We start from the raw sequence: 15,509 nt of genomic DNA, 5'->3' as shown, positions 1-15,509 counted from the left end.
AATAAGGATAGCCTGCTGATCGCCATTGATCAACAGGCGCGTGATAGGTTGATGGTAACCCAACCACAGAAACCTTTCAGATCAGTAGCCTGCCGACAGGATGCATTTTCGGATTTCCGCTACACTGGCGACAGCACGCGACGCCACCGGGAGGTCCATGACCCCGCTCCGATTCATAGACCGGCTCAAGTTCTTCCTTGAACGCCAGCTCATCCGCGGCGCATTTTTCCAGCTGATGGTGGTCGGGCTGCTCATTGCCCTGATCTCGCTGATCGGTGGTCTGCTGGTGCTGCCACTGGAGGGAGCCTTCTCGGACCTGGGTGAAGCACTCTGGTGGGCGTTCCTGCGGCTGACGGACCCGGGGTATCTGGGCGATGACCAGGGCAGCTGGCGGCGGGTGGTTGCCACGCTGCTGACCATCAGCGGCTATGTGGTGTTCATGGGCACCCTGGTGGCCATCATGACCCGGTGGCTGATCAGCGCCATGACCAATCTGGAACGCGGGCTCACGCCGGTCTCGCTGAAGCACCACATTGCGGTGCTGGGCTGGACCAGCCGCACCCTGCCCCTGATCACCAAACTGCTCAGCACCACCGGCCGGATGCGGCTGTTCCTGCACCGCAATGACACCAAGCGCCTGCGACTGGTGGCGCTGGCCGAGGAAGTCTCCGCCAGCCGGGAGCACCAGCTGCGCAGCGAGAGCGGCGTCGGCCGCCGTGCCCGACAGGTCATCCTGCGCTCCGGTGACCCGCTCCAGTCCGAGGCCCTGCGTCGTGTGGCCTGCCTGGATGCAGCCGCGGTCATCATTCCCGGCAGTACCCAGGCCACGAACAGCCTTCTTAACGCGGATACCGAGACCATCAAGATCCTTCTCACCATCGCAGCCCAGGCCAAGGACCAGCGCCGGCCCCTACCCTATGTGGTGGCGGAACTGCAGGACCCGCGCCGCGAACGCATCCTGCACAGCGCCTTTGGCGGGGACCTGGAGCTGGTGGCCGGGGACGCCACGCTCAGCCGTTTCATGGTCCAGACGCTGCGTCATCCGGGTCTGGCCGAGGTCTTCCAGGAGATGATGATCCTGCCCGATGGCAATGAACTCTACATCCGGTTCCAGGATGAGTGGGCTGGCGAGCCCCTGGCCAGCCTCGACAGCCGGCGGCCCAGCGCGATTGTACTGGGCGTGCTTGAGCGAGCAGGAAGTGGGTGGGTGGTCCATATGAATGCGCCGTCCGAACAACGCCTGCGCAAGGGTGACGGGCTCATCCTGCTGGCACGACGGTTCGAGGATACCAATCCGGCACGCGGGCAGACCCTGGAGCCACTGCATCGCCGGCCGCGCAATGAGGTGGAGAGGCCACCCTCCCGTCACCGGCGTATCCTGATCCTGGGCTGGAACCACAGGGTGCCGGCACTGCTGCAGGAACTGGACAGTTACCCGGGCGAAACGGCGGACGTCACAGTGGCCTCGTTCTGGCCCGTGGAAGACCGCCAGAACATGATCAACGGCTATGTGCCCGAGCCTGGACGCGTCGGCTGCCAGCACGTGAAGACGGACTTCCTGATGGAGGGTGAGATTGCCCGACTGGCCCCCGAACGCTATGACACCGTCATGCTGCTGACCAGTGACCGCATGGGCAGCAACGAAGAAGCGGACGCCCGGGCCATGGTGGGCTACCTGCAGCTCCAGGATCACCTTCAGCAGACGGGGACGTGGCCGCAGATCCTGCTGGAACTCACTGACCCGCACAATGAGGCCCTGCTTCTGGCGCGGAACAGTGAGATCTTCCTCAGCCCCGTTATGCTCAGCCACCTGCTGGCCCAGGTCGCCCTGCGCCGGGAGCTTCGCCTGGTGTATGACGAACTCTTCACCCAGGGCGGTGCCGAGATCGGCTTCCGTGCGCTTCCCGCAGAGCTTCTGGCAGCCGACACGGACTTCCGGGCGGCGGCACAGTCGGTTGCCACCAGCGGCGAAACCGCCCTTGGCATCCACCGGGCGCAACCAACCCCGGAAGGGCGCCACCTGACCCTCAACCCGGATCCCGGAGAGCCCCTGAACCTGTCAGCGGGGGACCAACTGGTGGTGCTGGGGCGCGAGCCGGAAAGGCACTGACCCCTCAGCGCCCCCAGAGCCGTTTCATGATGCGGCGCGTGACTGCGGTAGGCATGGCCCCGGAGGTGGACCAGAGCCCTTTCATCGGGAAGGAAACCGGGTGGTGCACACCGCGCCCGCCCCGGATTACGGCCCACACCTGCGCGGCCACATCCTCCGCGCCCAGATTCACCCCCATACCGTCGAACATACCGGATCCGGCCCGGTTGGCGTTCACCATCCCCGTGGCGACGAAAGGCGGCATCAGGTCACAAACACGGATGTCGTACTCCTGCCATTCAATGTCCAGCGCCTCGGTCATGGCGCGCACCGCATGCTTGGTGGCGGAATAGGACGCGAAGTCCGGCGTGCCATGGATCGCAGAGGCCGAACTCATATTCACCACCTGGGCGCCGGGCGTATCACGGAGCCAGGGGAACGCGGTATGGAGGACGTTCAGCAGCCCGGTCAGATTCACGTCCACCTGGGCCCTGTGGTCCTCCAGCGGAATCGCCTCGAAGCGCCCGACCCGCAGAATGCCGGCGTTGTTGTGCAGTACATCCAGCTGGCCCTCGGTGCGCGCGGCGAACCCCGCGAGTGCCTGGCGTACCGACGCGGCATCCGTCACATCCATGACGTGGACACTGCAGTTGGCCTCACCCAGTCCCTCCTGAAGGGTCCGCAGTGCCGCCTCGTCCCGATCCGCGGCTCCCACGAACCAGCCTTTCCCGGCAAACAGCTGGGCCGTGGCACGGCCGATGCCAGCGGCTGCCCCGGTGATGAAGATCGTCTTCATGGTTCTCTCCCTGTGTCAGCGTCAGCCGAGTATAACCGGGGCCCCCGGGCCCGGCGGAATGCCCAGAGCGACCCAGACCGCCAGTAATAACGGCCATACCACGGCAAAGGCGATCGCGTAGGGCAGCATCAGCGCCATCAGAGTGCCGATGCCTGCCTCGGGCCGCCAACGCTGCACAAAGGCAAGGACAATGACCCAGTAGGGATTGAGGGGCGTGATGATGTTGGTCACCGAATCCCCGATGCGGTAGGCCGCCTGGGTCAGTTCCGGGCTCAGGCCCGCCTGCATCAACATGGGCACGAACACCGGTGCCAGGAAGGCATACTTGGCGGAAGCGGAACCGATGAACAGGTTGGCCAGCATGGCGATCAGGATGAAGCCGACCGCCAGCACCGGCGCGGGTACAGCCAGAGAGGCCAGCCACTGGCCACCGGTGATGGCCAGCAGCAGCCCGAGCTGGCTGTAGTTGAAAGCCTCGATGAACTGGGCCGCGACAAACGCCAGCACAATATAGGGCGCCAGTGCGGCAATGGTGGCCGACAGCATTTGCGCCACGTCGTGGTTGCTGTTCAGGGTGCCGGCCGCGAACCCGTAGGCCAGGCCGGGCAGCAGGAACAGGATCAGCAGCAGGGGGACCATGGCCTCGACCCAGCGGGCGAAGTTCTCACCCTCGCCGTGGAGTGGCGCCCCGGGAACCAGCACCGCGGCCAGCACCAGGGCCAGGGTAACCCCGAATATAAACCCGGCATGGCGCAGCCCGCGCCCGGGGTCTGCACCCACGTCGTCATCCGCCCGGCTCACATGCGCCCCGGCAAGCTCAACGCCGGCCTGCCTTGGTTCCACAACCCGGGCGGTGACCCACCACCCGAGCAGTGCCAGCACCAGGGTGGAGACAATCATCAGCCACCAGTTGGCCGTGACCGCAACCGCGTAATCGGGGTCCAGTATACGCGCCCCCGCCTCAGTCAGCCCCGCCAGCAATGGATCCAGGGCCGTGATCACAAGGTTCGCACTGAACCCGGCGGAGACCCCGGCAAAGGCCGCTGCCAGCCCGGCCAGGGGCGAGCGTCCCGCCGCGTGGAACAGGATCGCCGCCAGCGGCGGCAGCACCACGTAGCCCGCATCCAGGGTGACCGAAGACAGAATCCCCAGCAGGACGACCATAGGCGCCAGCAGCGCCCTGGGCGTCAGCCTCAGCAGCCGGGCAAGCAGCGCTGGCAGAAGGCCGGAGCGCTCCGCCACGCCAATCCCCAGCATGGCCACCAGCACCAGTCCCAGGGGCGGGAACTGCATGAAATTGTCCACCAGGTGCGAGAGCAGCCACCAGAGGCCATCACTCTCAAGCAATCCTCGGGCCTGCACCAGTTCGCCCTCGTCGGCCGCGCCCGCGGGCTTACGCACGGACCAGCCCGCCCAGGCGGCCACCTGGGAGAGCACCATGACCAGACCCAGGGCCATGGCGAACAGGGTGACCGGATGCGGCAGGGCATTGCCCGCCCGCTCGATCCGATCCAGCCAAAGGGTTGAAGAAATCGCGGGTTTCATGTCACGGCCCCATGCGGCAGAACATCCTCCGGATAGATGGCCAGTTCGTTCTGGTGGCGTGCGAAATCCGGATCGTGCTGCGCTGGTGTCCGCAGGATGCGATCAACATAATCGGCCGGGAATGCATTCTCCCGGGCCCCGATCAGCACATGCGCCCGGTACCAGCTGTAGGGTGTCAGCGAGGCGTCCACATCCGTGGCGGCATACATCCGCGCCTCCAGGGAGTCCCCTTCCGGGGTCCGGGGCCGGATCAACGCCTCCTCATAGCCATTCCCCAGCCCCTCAATCCGGTCCAGGATCGGTTTCTCGCGATCCGGGATGTCATAGACCACCCCCAGGACCCAGTCACCCGGATCGCCAGTATGCAAGGCATCGCATTTGGCCGAATGGTCTTCGCGGCTGCGCTTGTGGAAGACCAGACGGTGACGGTGCAACCAGCCAACCGTCAGGAAACGGGATTCCGGGACCCGGGCCTGGAGGCGGCGAATGGACATGTTCGAGCCATAGGCAAAACAGAGCATTGATGGAACCTCTCCCGAAGACGTGCAGTGCCCGAAACTGCCACGGTTACCCGCCCCGGGCAATACATGGAATTGGAAGATCCTATAGGAGCCGGCTGAACCATAGCGTCTTTTCCGGCTAGAATGAGACATAAACCGGACCGGAGACGCTCGCTCCATGAGCGCAGAACTGTTCACCCGATGTTTTGTCGCCACCTATTTCCTGTTGATCGGCCTGTTCTTCACCGGGCGGACACTGGGGCTGAGCGCGCGTACCCGCCACTCCCATATCCATTATGGTCACGTGGGCTCACGCCCCTGGTGGAACCGCCACATATTCAATGTCTTCAGGGCCGCTATCCTGCTGATCAGTGTTCTCCGCATCGGACTGCCGGTGGATCCCTGGCTGGGCATCATCGAGCCACTCTACAGCGCGCCGGTACTGTTGTCGGGCGTGGTTCTTCTGTGTGCGGCCTTCACGGGCATCAACTACCTGCAGGCCTACATGCACGAGGACTGGCGCTCCGGGATTGATACTGAAAACCCGCCGAAACTGCTCACCACCGGGCCCTGGTCCCGGAGCCGTAACCCCATGTTCCTGATCATCATGCTGGGGCAGCTCGGCTTCTTCCTGGCACTGCCCAGCCTGTTCTCGCTGGTGTGCCTGGTGGTTGGCGTCGCGGTCCTGAGACGTCAGGCCCTGGCCGAGGAGACGAGTCTGAACACGTTGCTTGGTGCGGATTACCGCCAGTACCGGGAGCGCGTCCCGCGCTGGTTCTGAAGCGCCCCGCGCTCAGTGCTGCGCCGGGCGGTAGCCCAGCCGGAAGCCACCCCAGTGGGTACCGTTCACATAGATGGGCACTGACAGATCGTGCATGATCTCCCCGGTATCCCGCCGGTAGGTCTGCAGCAGCATGTCGCGGGTATGGCTGCCACAGCGGGCCCCGGTGCGGTCATTGAAGAGGCGTTTGCTGCGGCTCTTCACCAGATCCACCTGGGGATCCCCGGTCGGCTCATGGGCAAAGACATTGTTGTGGGTGGGCACATAGCCATCCGGCGCGGCGGTGATCGCGAAGACAATGGGCTCCAGCGACTCAACCACGGGCTCCTGAATGGCGGGAAGATGCCTATCCGTAAAGGCATCGAAGGGGCTGTGGTACTTCTGCGGGTCGGTGCCCGGGATCGGGGTGCGCTCTTTGCTGAACAGCTGTTCCCGGGTCAGCTCGCCACGCTCAAGGGCCTGCTCAAAACAACGCGCAATCTCCGCCGCCCCGGTCCTTGCCGCTTCGTAGAAGCGGCGATGGTAGCTTTCGCTGCTGTACAGCGCGAACTCAGCGTTGGTCTGCTCTGCCAGCTCCATCAGCCTTGAAGCCTGCTGCGCCAGCTCGGCAACGGCCTCATCGCTGTCGCGCATCTCATCACGCAGGCTCTCGATGGAGCCGAACATCTGCCCCAGGCTCTCCTCGTTGTGCTGGTCGCCCTCGGCAATCCACCGCACCTGTTCCTCCACCTTCCTTGAGCCAGTATTGATCTCATCCAGCTGGTGGCCAACGGCCTCTACCGAATCAAGGCCATTCTCGACACTGGTGGCCAGCTCCTTGACCCGGGTAACAATGTGGCCGGTGTCCTGCTGTATGGATTCCAGTGTGCTGGACGCCTCTTTGGTCGCCTCCGAGGTACGGCCGGCAAGCTGGCGCACCTCATCCGCCACCACCGCAAAACCGCGACCCTGCTCACCGGCCCGGGCTGCCTCGATGGCGGCATTGAGTGCGAGCAGGTTAGTCTGCTCGGCGATGCCCTCGATCACCGAGGTCACATTCTGGATGGTTTCGGATTTGTCGTTCAGCGCCTGGATCAGCGATACCGTCTCCGAGGACTGCTCGTGCACCCGCCGGACCTGCTCGATGGCTTCCCTCAACGCGGTCTGCCCCTGATCACTGACCTCGCTGGCCTGGCTGGCGGCGGACGCCGCCTCCGAGGCCTGCTCCGCGGACTGGCGGATGGTTTCCATGATCCGCCCGGCGTAGTCCGTCATGTGGTTGGTGTTTTCCACCTGACGATCGAGACGACTGCGCAGGCGGTCCGCGGCATAGGAAACCTGGGCGGCCGAGACGGCATTGGCGTCAGCGCCTTCCACCAGCGTCTGCTCCAGTGCTTCACCGGTCCGTGCCTTGCGGAAAATGGAGGGCATGAGCGCCTGCAACAGAGGGTGTTCCGCCTGGGCGTCCGCGTGCGCCTCCCCCTGCACACGCTGCAGCAGTGCCATCAGGGGCAGGATTGCGGCGATTGCCCCCAGAGCCCCCGCCAGAAGAAAACGGTACAGCTCCGGGACAGGCAACCAACTGCATGCCACCGCAACCAGAAGACTCCCGCCCATACCGGCACAGGCCCGTAGTACTACCTGTTTCTGAAGCGCCCCCATACCAGCCACCCTTTGTCTGTCTTATTATTCAAGGTCTCAGGAGAGGTTAGATTATAGCCAGCACGGATGCCCTTATACTTTCGGATGAGCTGCCCCTGCGGGCTAGAGGGTCAGAAAGGGCATCAACGCCAGGTAGAGGATCACGCCAATTCCGATCAGGGCACCAATGAAGGCAAGGGGATTGTGCCGGTATCGCTGGGCGGGTGTCTCGGCTTCCCCACGGGCGAGCGCCTCTTCATGGTCGGACCGGGCCTGCTCGGCGCGCTCGGCCTGATAGTCGGCCAACAGCTGCTCCGCTTCCTCAAGCCGTGATGGGTCATCGAGCCAGATGGCTCCGAAGGACACCATCCAGCGGCTGGGCTCCGTCTCGTAATACGCAATGCCGTGCTCCTCAAGAAGCGTTTTGACTTCAAAGTATTCATCTTCGGGCACGTTGCGCAGGTTGAGGAGCAGATGCCCCATGTCAGGACCTCGTCGGTTCCGCTATCATGTGGGTCCATTGTAGCAGGCACCCGTGGTGGAGTTCCGCGCCCATGAGCAAACACAAACGCCGTCCCGTACCGGTCTTCGAACATCCGATCATCGAGACCCACTGCCACCTGGACTACCTCCAGGGAGAGCCGGTGGAAGACGTGGTCATGGCCGCCGAACAGGTGAACATCGAGCGACTGATCACGATCACGGTCTCGCCGGACAATCTGGAGACCGTCCAGCACCTGGTGGGTGCCCACCCGCGCGTCTACGGCACCCAGGGGATTCACCCGCACCAGGCGGACAACTGGCACGACGGGCTCGACCCCTTCATCCGGGAGGCTATGGCGGCAAGCCCCAAGCGGCTGCTGGCCATCGGTGAGATCGGGCTGGACTACCACTACGATTTCAGCGACCCGGAGACCCAGAAGTCGGTCTTCCGCAAGCAGCTGCAGATGGCCTCGGATCTGGACAAGCCGGTGGTGATCCACACGCGCGATGCGGATGAGGACACCATGGAGATCCTGAAGGAGTTCGAAGGGTCACTGAAGCAGCGGGGTGTTGTGCACAGCTACACCTCGGGTGAGACGCTGGCACGCTATGCGCTGGAGCAGGGCTGGTACATCGGGTTCAACGGGATCTGCACGTTCAAGAAGGCGGAGAATGTGCGTGAGATCATCGACCTGACGCCGGCGGACCGGATCCTGCTGGAGACGGATTCGCCATATCTGGCGCCGGTCCCGTACCGGGGCAAGGAGAACATGCCGTACTACCTGCCGTTCGTGGGGGAGTTCATCGCCCAGCACAAGGGGCTGGAAGTCGAAGAGTTCCTGGCGCAGGCTTACCGGAACAGTGAAGCGGTGTTCTTCAGTCAGCAGAACTGATAAATCGTTGCCTGGTAAGGGGAATGGGGGAGTGCTCTCCGGGAATCGCCACGAGTACATCCATGTAGGCTGCTCTTCCGCCATCCCTGGCTCCAGAGCTTCCCGGAGAGCACTCCCCCATTCCCCTTACCGATCAGGCGTTATTGGTGATTCGGCTGCACCAGAACCCAGGGAGCGACAACCAGAGCCCAGACTGTCGCATCCGAATCATGCCACCCCTGCGCCTCATCCGGCTTAACCTCTCCAACGGATCCATCCTGGATCCACTGCTGGAACCGCGCCTTGTCGTCCCGCACCAGTGAGAATCCAACCTCGATCAGATCCTGCCCCGGCGCCACGCGCACAACGTTGCCCCGGGCATAGAACCGCTGGAGTTCCACCCACCCGATCTGGGCCGTCTCCTGGTGGAGTTTGGCGCGGAGTTCGTCGTCGTTTTCAGGAATTCCGTCAGTTTCAAGGGACATCAGCGTCTCCAACACGTTCGAAAGCAGGGGATCGGGGAGGGCTTTCAGGGAAGCTCTGGAGCCAGGGATGGCGGAAGAGCAGCCTACATGGATGTACTCGTGGCGATTCCCTGAAAGCCCTCCCCGATCGCCAGCCTGCTACCAGTCAACAATCTGGTGACAATAGAAACAAAAACGGGTGGCCCGAAAGCCACCCGTTTTCCTCGGATCAGCCTCCCGAAGAGGCTAACCCATCAACCGCCAGAGTTCACTTGGCGATCATGTTGCGCAGCACGTAGTGCAGGATGCCGCCGCTGAGGTAATAGTTCATCTCGTTGGCGGTATCCACGCGGCAGATCACCTCGGTCTCCGTGGTGCTGCCGTCCGAGCGCTCGGCAACGAGCTTCAGCACCTGGCGCGGCTCCAGATTCTCATCCAGCCCCTTGATGCTGATCTTCTCCTCGCCGGTCAGGCCCAGAGTCTGGCGGTTCTCGCCATCCTTGAACTGCAGCGGCAGAACGCCCATGCCCACCAGGTTGGAACGGTGGATCCGCTCGTAGCTCTCGGCAACCACGGCTTCCACGCCCAGCAGGCGGGTGCCCTTGGCCGCCCAGTCACGGGAGGAACCAGTGCCGTATTCCTTGCCGGCAATCACAACCAGCGGCGTACCCTGCTTCTGGTACTCCATGGCCGCGTCGTACATGGCCATCTGCTCGCCGGTAGGCACGAACTTAGTGAAGCCGCCCTCAACGCCGTCCAGCATCTCGTTCTTGATGCGGACGTTGGCGAAGGTACCGCGCATCATCACTTCATGGTTACCCCGGCGCGAGCCGTAGCTGTTGAAGTTCTTGGGATGCACGCCCTTCTCCTGCAGGTACTTGCCTGCCGGGGAATCCGGCTTGATCGAGCCGGCCGGGCTGATGTGGTCCGTGGTGATGGAGTCACCGAACAGCGCCAGGATATTCGCACCCTCGATGTCCTTCGGCGGCTGCAGCGGCTTCTCAATGCCCTCGAAGAACGGCGGGTTCTTCACGTACGTGGACTCGTCGTCCCACTGGTACGTCTCGTCCTTGCTGAACGGAATGCCCTGCCAGACTTCGTCGCCCTTGAAGACATCCGCATATTCCTTGCGGAACATCTCGTCGTCGACCTTGGACACTTCGTGGGCGATCTCCGCATTGGAGGGCCAGATGTCCTTCAGGTAGACCGGGTTGCCACTCTGGTCGTTGCCCAGCGGCTCGTTCTCCAGGTCGACACGCGTAGTGCCGGCCAGGGCATAGGCCACAACCAGGGGCGGTGAAGCCAGCCAGTTGGCCTTCACATCCGGATGCACACGGCCCTCGAAGTTCCGGTTACCGGAGAGCACGGAGGAGACCTGCAGGCCGCCTTCGTTGATGGCTTCGCCGATTTCGTCCATCAGCGGGCCGGAGTTACCGATGCAGGTGGTGCAACCGTAGCCAACCAGGTTAAAGCCAAGCGCATCCAGCTCCTTGCTCAGACCGGCGGTATCCAGATAGTCGGTTACCACCTTGGAGCCGGGTGCCAGAGAGGACTTGACCCAGGGCTTGCGGTCCAGACCCTTCTCACGGGCCTTCTTGGCCACCAGGCCGGCGGCCATCAGCACGCTCGGGTTGGATGTGTTGGTGCAGGACGTGATCGCCGCGATCACCACGTCGCCGTGGCCGAGGTCGTAGTCCTGACCCTTGACCGGCACGCGCTTGTCCTTGTCCTGAACACCAGCGTCATCCAGCAGCTTCTCGAAGGTGCTCTTCATGGCCGGCATGTCGACCCGGTCCTGGGGCCGCTTCGGGCCGGCCAGGGAGGCCTTCACATCGCCCAGGTCGAGCTCCAGCGAATCGCTGAACTTGGGCTCGGGCTTGCTGGAATCGCGCCACATGCCCTGGGCCTTGCTGTAGTCTTCGACCAGCTTGATCTGCTCGTCGCTGCGGCCGGAGAGCTTGAGGTAGTTCAGGGTTTCGTTGTCGACCGGGAAGAAGCCACAGGTCGCACCGTACTCAGGCGCCATGTTGGAAATGGTGGCACGGTCGGCCAGCGGCAGGTTGTCGAGACCGGGACCGTAGAATTCGACGAACTTACCAACCACGCCCTTCTCGCGCAGCATCTGGGTCACAGTCAGTACCAGGTCAGTCGCGGTCACGCCTTCCTTCATGGAACCGGTCAGACGGAAACCGACCACTTCCGGGATCAGCATGGAGATCGGCTGACCCAGCATCACGGCTTCCGCCTCGATGCCGCCAACACCCCAGCCCAGGATGCCCAGGGCGTTGATCATGGTGGTGTGGGAGTCGGTGCCGACCAGGGTATCCGGGTAGACCTGGGTCTCGCCGTCCTGCTCCTTGGTCCAGGCAACCTTGCCCAGGTACTCCAGGTTGACCTGGTGACAGATGCCGGTGCCCGGCGGAACCACGCGGAAGTTATCGAATGCTTCCTGGCCCCAGCGCAGGAATTCGTAACGTTCGCGGTTCCGCGTCATCTCGATGTCGACGTTGGCGCGGAAAGCGTCGGAGGTGGCGTACTGGTCGACCATCACTGAGTGGTCGATAACCAGGTCCACCGGCGACAGCGGGTTGATCTTCTCGGGATCGTCACCGGCCTTCTTGACCGCATCACGCATGGCGGCAAGGTCCACGACACCGGGTACGCCGGTGAAGTCCTGCATCAGAACACGCGCCGGGCGGTACTGGATCTCACGGCTGGAAGAGCGGTTCTTCAGCCAGCCGGCAATGGCTTCGACATCATCCTTCGTCACGGTCTCATTGTCTTCGTGACGCAGCATGTTCTCGAGCAGAACCTTGAGTGAAACCGGCAGCTGCTGCAGGTCACCGAGATGCTTCTCGGCTTCCGGCAGGCTGTAATACCGGTACTGTTTGCCGCCAGACTCGAGGGTCTGGGCGGTCTTGAAACTATCGACAGGCGACATGGCATCCTCCCTATGTAGGGTTATTCGACGGGCCGATTATACCAGACAGCGGTTATTCAAGCGGCCCGGATCGGTGGCGGATTGTACTGGAAATGAACAGAGAACTGTAGGTGTAACCCGAGATCGGTTACGGGGGGTCAAATCAGTAACGGATGGTCAGCACGTTGTACACCAGCAGACCACAGACGCCGAGCAGGGCCAGCCAGGTGCCCGCAACGCCCGCTGCACGGGCCGCATGCCAGCGCCCCTGGGCTTCGTGCATGCCCCACGCGTGGCCGATCCGGCTGACCAGGAAAAGACCTCCCACGGTGTGCAACGCGGCATAGGCCACCCCGTTCATCTCCGCAATGAACATCAGCACCAGCATCAGCGGCATGGACTCGATGTAGTTGCCGTGGATGCGCGAGGCCACATTCAGCTGCTGATGCCCGCCATCACCAACACCCACCCCCAACTGCTGGCGCAACGCCACGACCCGCCACACCAGGATCAGTTTCAGGACCACAAAGACAACAGCATAGAAGGCAGTCGCGGGTGCGAGCATGGAGTCTCCTCGGTTCAGGCGTTTTCGGGCATGGCATCCACTGCTGGCTGGCCGGTCTCGGGGTCTACAGAGACGGTCAGCACCAGCGGCTGACAGCAGACGAAGCAGTCCTCCACATAGGTCTGGTCACCCAGGGAGCAGTCGACCAGGACATCGATCACCTCCCCGCAGCAGGGACAGGGCACGGGTACCGTCTCGGTCAGCGCCATAGGGTCTCAGCCTCCTGAACCGCTGGTGTAATACCAGGTCGACAGCCAGCCGGCGACATGCTCCTCCGGCATGGGCCTGCTGAGATGATAGCCCTGCATGATGTCGCACTGCATGTTCCGCAGCAGCTGCGAGGTGTCATCGCTTTCCACGCCTTCGGCGACCACTTCGAAACCAAGATCATGACACATGTTGATGGTGGTGCGCACGATGGTGGCGTCCTCCCGGTTGGCGTCCATTTCCCGCACAAAGGAACGGTCAATCTTGATCTCGTGAACCGGCAGCTTGCGGATGTAGGACAGCGACGAATACCCGGTGCCGAAATCGTCAATGGCAAGGCGGATGCCGGCGTCATAGAGACCGCGTAATGCCTGGAGGGCGTTGATGGGATTAACCATGGTGGCGGTCTCGGTCACTTCCAGAATCAGCCGCCCGGTGGGCAGTCCATGGCGCTCGAGCAACCCCAGAACCATGTCCGCGAACGCCGGTTCCTCCAGATTGCGTGCGGAGATGTTCACCGCCATGCGCACGGGATGGCCGGCGGCATCCATGGAAGCGCCAAAGAGCAGGGAGCGATCCAGAACCCACTGGGTCAGAGGCTGAATAAGGCCGGTCTGCTCCGCCATGGGGATGAATTCATCCGGGGGGATGAATCCGTGATCCGGATGGTTCCAGCGCAGCAGCACCTCAAAGCCACACACCTCCCCGGAGCTCAGCCGCACCTGGGGCTGGAAGTACAGCGCCAGACTGTCCTCCCTGATGGCCCGGCGGAGCTCGGTCATCAGGGTAAGGCGGCGCTCACTGTAGGGATTCATGGACTCGGTATAGGTCGCCACGTGGCTGACGCCGCTCTCGGCCTGATCAAAGGCGATGAAGGCGTGGCGGAGCAGGGTGGTGATGTCGGCACTGTCCTCCGGGTAAAAGGAACAGCCACCGACCATCCGCATATCCAGGCTCAACCCGCGGAACTCCATCGGTTGGCGCAGCGCTTCCACGAGCGCCTCCATCTGGCCATGCATGGCCTCTGTCTCCCGCGGATGGAAGGCGCAGGCGAAGGTAATGCCCTCCACATGCGCAACGGCACAGGGGCTACCGCTGATGTTCTCGATGATGACCGAATCCGGGAGTCCCAGGACCACCTCATTCATCCGCCATGACAGCTGGTACAGAAGCTGGTCCGCGTTTTCATGGCCCAGGGTCTTGTTGATGTCGTCAAAGCCCCGGAAATGAATCAGCACCAGCGCCAGACTGCAGTCCCGCCGATGGTCCACACGCTCAGTGCACCCGCCCAGCACCACCTCCAGAAGATTGCGGCCCGGCAGCCCTGTCAGGCCATGGTGCCGCGCCTGCTCCAGCAGGCTCTGCTCCATGGATTCTCGCTCCTCCATGGCCTTCAGGCGGGCGCGCTGTTCATAGCTGAAGCGCTGCCCCATCGCGAACGTCAGTACCAGCGCCTGGGAGACCGCCCCCAGTTCCACGCCATAGCGCGTCAGGAAGTTGGAGGGCACCAGCCCGGCCACCAGCAGTATCCAGGCCATCGATCCCACCAGCAGCATGATCCAGGCCCCCATGAAGTATCGGGCAGCCCGGTGCCCCCGGACCATCATCGCAAGGCCGATGAGGAACATGATGAGACTCACCATGCCCGCCAGCATCACGGACAGCCGGGTGGACAGGTCATAGCTGATGAAGAATGCCGCCACGGTATTCAGTGCAGTGACAATGGTCAGGCCATGGAAAACATTGCTCCGGACGCGCATCTCCGGCGTGATGTTGAGGAAGGTCCGTGCGAACAGGCTGAAAAAGAGCGCGATCATGGCGGAGGACACCAGGGTCACACGCTCATTGATCTCCGGATAGCTCGGATAGAGGAACTGGAAGGCCATGCCGTGGAGACTGGCCATAAGCACCAGAAGCGTGGCATTGGTGAGCACATAGTAAAGGTAGCTGCGTTCACGCAGTGCGCCATAAAGGAAGACATTGAAGGTGATGATGATCAGCAGCATGCCGTAGAACATGCTGCGACCCACCATGTCCGTCTCATTCACCTCAAAAAAGGTCTCCGGCTCCCACAACATCATCGGAACCTGATGGGAACCGGACGTCCTGACCCGAAGATAAATCCGGCTCTCTGACTCCGGCTCGAGCTCCATCGGCAGAATGAAGGTCCGGTGGCCCATGGGTCTGGACTCGAAAGGGTAATGGTCCCCGGTCAGGTGGCTTTCGACAATGGTCCCACCACGCACCCGATAGAACTCTATATGATCCAGCAGCGGGTATCGGATCTCCAGAAGCCGCTCTACCGGCTGTTGAAGCGGGTTTTCCAGCCGCATCCGATACCAGTTTGTGCCCGCGGTATAGCCGAAATTGGCCACATCCCCCTCCACCGGCGACCAGTCCGGGCTGACCTCCCCTGCGAGAATAGCGGGCATGGTCACAGAGCGGTCGGCCGGCTCAGGCCAGTACTCGAGGCTGTGGGTAGGATTCTGGCTGGTGGTGCCGGGCAGTACCGTAACCGCGCCCACAGCGGACAGACTCGCAAGCACAAGCGCCAGCGCGAGCATCGCTCCAACGGCGCCCCGGTATGCGGTCCAGATGTGCAATGCGACCCTGCCCATGGATACTCCTGAGCCTGTGTCTTACCGGCTGCAGTATAGACAGTGAGCT

General features: G+C 62.8%; 13 protein-coding genes. 3 read left to right on the top strand and 10 right to left on the bottom strand.

Going from position 1 to position 15,509, the window contains the following annotated elements:
- The first annotated feature begins 157 nt into the window (after positions 1-157).
- Positions 158-2,110 carry a CASTOR/POLLUX-related putative ion channel gene (locus F3089_RS05010; protein WP_151439742.1) on the top strand — a complete coding sequence of 651 codons (1,953 nt, stop codon included), beginning with the start codon at positions 158-160 and terminating at the stop codon, positions 2,108-2,110.
- 4 nt (positions 2,111-2,114) lie between these two features.
- Here the strand turns inward: F3089_RS05010 and F3089_RS05005 are convergent, their stop codons facing one another.
- The 3 genes from F3089_RS05005 to F3089_RS04995 are packed head-to-tail and all read right to left on the bottom strand — an operon-like array spanning position 2,115 to position 4,951.
- Positions 2,115-2,885, bottom strand: coding sequence for an SDR family oxidoreductase (locus F3089_RS05005; RefSeq protein ID WP_151439741.1), 771 nt, complete (start codon positions 2,883-2,885; stop codon positions 2,115-2,117).
- A 21-nt stretch (positions 2,886-2,906) separates the two neighbouring features.
- On the bottom strand, positions 2,907-4,430 hold the full coding sequence (locus tag F3089_RS05000) for an AbgT family transporter (RefSeq protein WP_151439740.1): 1,524 nt from the start codon (positions 4,428-4,430) through the stop codon (positions 2,907-2,909).
- Entirely contained in the window at positions 4,427-4,951 is a 525-nt protein-coding gene (locus F3089_RS04995) for a gamma-glutamylcyclotransferase family protein (protein WP_225741677.1), read from the bottom strand. The genes F3089_RS05000 and F3089_RS04995 overlap by 4 nt, the downstream gene beginning before the upstream one ends.
- Before the next feature lie 157 nt (positions 4,952-5,108).
- On the opposite strand from F3089_RS04995, the gene F3089_RS04990 reads away from it, so the two are divergent.
- Positions 5,109-5,711: a methyltransferase family protein gene (locus F3089_RS04990; protein ID WP_151439738.1), complete on the top strand. Its 603-nt coding sequence runs from the start codon at positions 5,109-5,111 to the stop codon at positions 5,709-5,711.
- 12 nt (positions 5,712-5,723) lie between these two features.
- Here the strand turns inward: F3089_RS04990 and F3089_RS04985 are convergent, their stop codons facing one another.
- Positions 5,724-7,352 carry a methyl-accepting chemotaxis protein gene (locus F3089_RS04985; RefSeq protein ID WP_151439737.1) on the bottom strand — a complete coding sequence of 543 codons (1,629 nt, stop codon included), beginning with the start codon at positions 7,350-7,352 and terminating at the stop codon, positions 5,724-5,726.
- Between the two features lie 102 nt (positions 7,353-7,454).
- Complete coding sequence (locus F3089_RS04980; RefSeq protein ID WP_151439736.1) at positions 7,455-7,814, bottom strand: DUF6164 family protein; 360 nt, start codon at positions 7,812-7,814, stop codon at positions 7,455-7,457.
- A gap of 71 nt (positions 7,815-7,885) precedes the next feature.
- Here F3089_RS04980 and F3089_RS04975 point away from each other — a divergent pair, with 71 nt between their 5' ends.
- Entirely contained in the window at positions 7,886-8,707 is an 822-nt protein-coding gene (locus tag F3089_RS04975; RefSeq protein WP_151439735.1) for a TatD family hydrolase, read from the top strand.
- Positions 8,708-8,847: 140 nt separating this feature from the next.
- Here the strand turns inward: F3089_RS04975 and F3089_RS04970 are convergent, their stop codons facing one another.
- The 5 genes from F3089_RS04970 to F3089_RS04950 all read right to left on the bottom strand — a co-directional run bounded on the left by F3089_RS04970 (position 8,848) and on the right by F3089_RS04950 (position 15,460).
- A complete protein-coding gene (locus tag F3089_RS04970) occupies positions 8,848-9,171 on the bottom strand; it encodes a DUF2288 domain-containing protein (RefSeq protein ID WP_151439734.1) in 324 nt (107 codons plus the stop codon).
- A gap of 247 nt (positions 9,172-9,418) precedes the next feature.
- Entirely contained in the window at positions 9,419-12,091 is a 2,673-nt protein-coding gene (gene acnA / locus F3089_RS04965) for an aconitate hydratase AcnA (RefSeq protein ID WP_151439733.1), read from the bottom strand.
- 142 nt (positions 12,092-12,233) lie between these two features.
- Positions 12,234-12,635 carry an MAPEG family protein gene (locus F3089_RS04960; protein ID WP_151439732.1) on the bottom strand — a complete coding sequence of 134 codons (402 nt, stop codon included), beginning with the start codon at positions 12,633-12,635 and terminating at the stop codon, positions 12,234-12,236.
- Between the two features lie 14 nt (positions 12,636-12,649).
- Complete coding sequence (locus F3089_RS04955) at positions 12,650-12,844, bottom strand: CPXCG motif-containing cysteine-rich protein (RefSeq protein WP_095615966.1); 195 nt, start codon at positions 12,842-12,844, stop codon at positions 12,650-12,652.
- Positions 12,845-12,850: 6 nt separating this feature from the next.
- Complete coding sequence (locus tag F3089_RS04950) at positions 12,851-15,460, bottom strand: EAL domain-containing protein (RefSeq protein ID WP_151439731.1); 2,610 nt, start codon at positions 15,458-15,460, stop codon at positions 12,851-12,853.
- Positions 15,461-15,509: the final 49 nt, after the last annotated feature.

The sequence above is a fragment of the Halospina sp. K52047b genome, from assembly GCF_008709855.1.
Classification (GTDB): domain Bacteria; phylum Pseudomonadota; class Gammaproteobacteria; order Pseudomonadales; family Oleiphilaceae; genus Halospina; species Halospina utahensis_B.
Note: the sequence above shows the minus strand (reverse complement) of the source record. Positions and strands in the feature narration are given on the sequence as shown.

Coding starts and splice junctions, on each gene's coding strand:
- F3089_RS04995 (WP_225741677.1), bottom strand. CDS start 4,951: ATGCTCTGTTTTGCCTATGGCTCGAACATGTCCATTCGCCGCCTCCAG.
- acnA (WP_151439733.1), bottom strand. CDS start 12,091: ATGTCGCCTGTCGATAGTTTCAAGACCGCCCAGACCCTCGAGTCTGGC.
- F3089_RS05005 (WP_151439741.1), bottom strand. CDS start 2,885: ATGAAGACGATCTTCATCACCGGGGCAGCCGCTGGCATCGGCCGTGCC.
- F3089_RS04955 (WP_095615966.1), bottom strand. CDS start 12,844: ATGGCGCTGACCGAGACGGTACCCGTGCCCTGTCCCTGCTGCGGGGAG.
- F3089_RS04960 (WP_151439732.1), bottom strand. CDS start 12,635: ATGCTCGCACCCGCGACTGCCTTCTATGCTGTTGTCTTTGTGGTCCTG.
- F3089_RS04950 (WP_151439731.1), bottom strand. CDS start 15,460: ATGGGCAGGGTCGCATTGCACATCTGGACCGCATACCGGGGCGCCGTT.
- F3089_RS05010 (WP_151439742.1), top strand. CDS start 158: ATGACCCCGCTCCGATTCATAGACCGGCTCAAGTTCTTCCTTGAACGC.
- F3089_RS04980 (WP_151439736.1), bottom strand. CDS start 7,814: ATGGGGCATCTGCTCCTCAACCTGCGCAACGTGCCCGAAGATGAATAC.
- F3089_RS04990 (WP_151439738.1), top strand. CDS start 5,109: ATGAGCGCAGAACTGTTCACCCGATGTTTTGTCGCCACCTATTTCCTG.
- F3089_RS04970 (WP_151439734.1), bottom strand. CDS start 9,171: ATGTCCCTTGAAACTGACGGAATTCCTGAAAACGACGACGAACTCCGC.
- F3089_RS04975 (WP_151439735.1), top strand. CDS start 7,886: ATGAGCAAACACAAACGCCGTCCCGTACCGGTCTTCGAACATCCGATC.
- F3089_RS04985 (WP_151439737.1), bottom strand. CDS start 7,352: ATGGGGGCGCTTCAGAAACAGGTAGTACTACGGGCCTGTGCCGGTATG.
- F3089_RS05000 (WP_151439740.1), bottom strand. CDS start 4,430: ATGAAACCCGCGATTTCTTCAACCCTTTGGCTGGATCGGATCGAGCGG.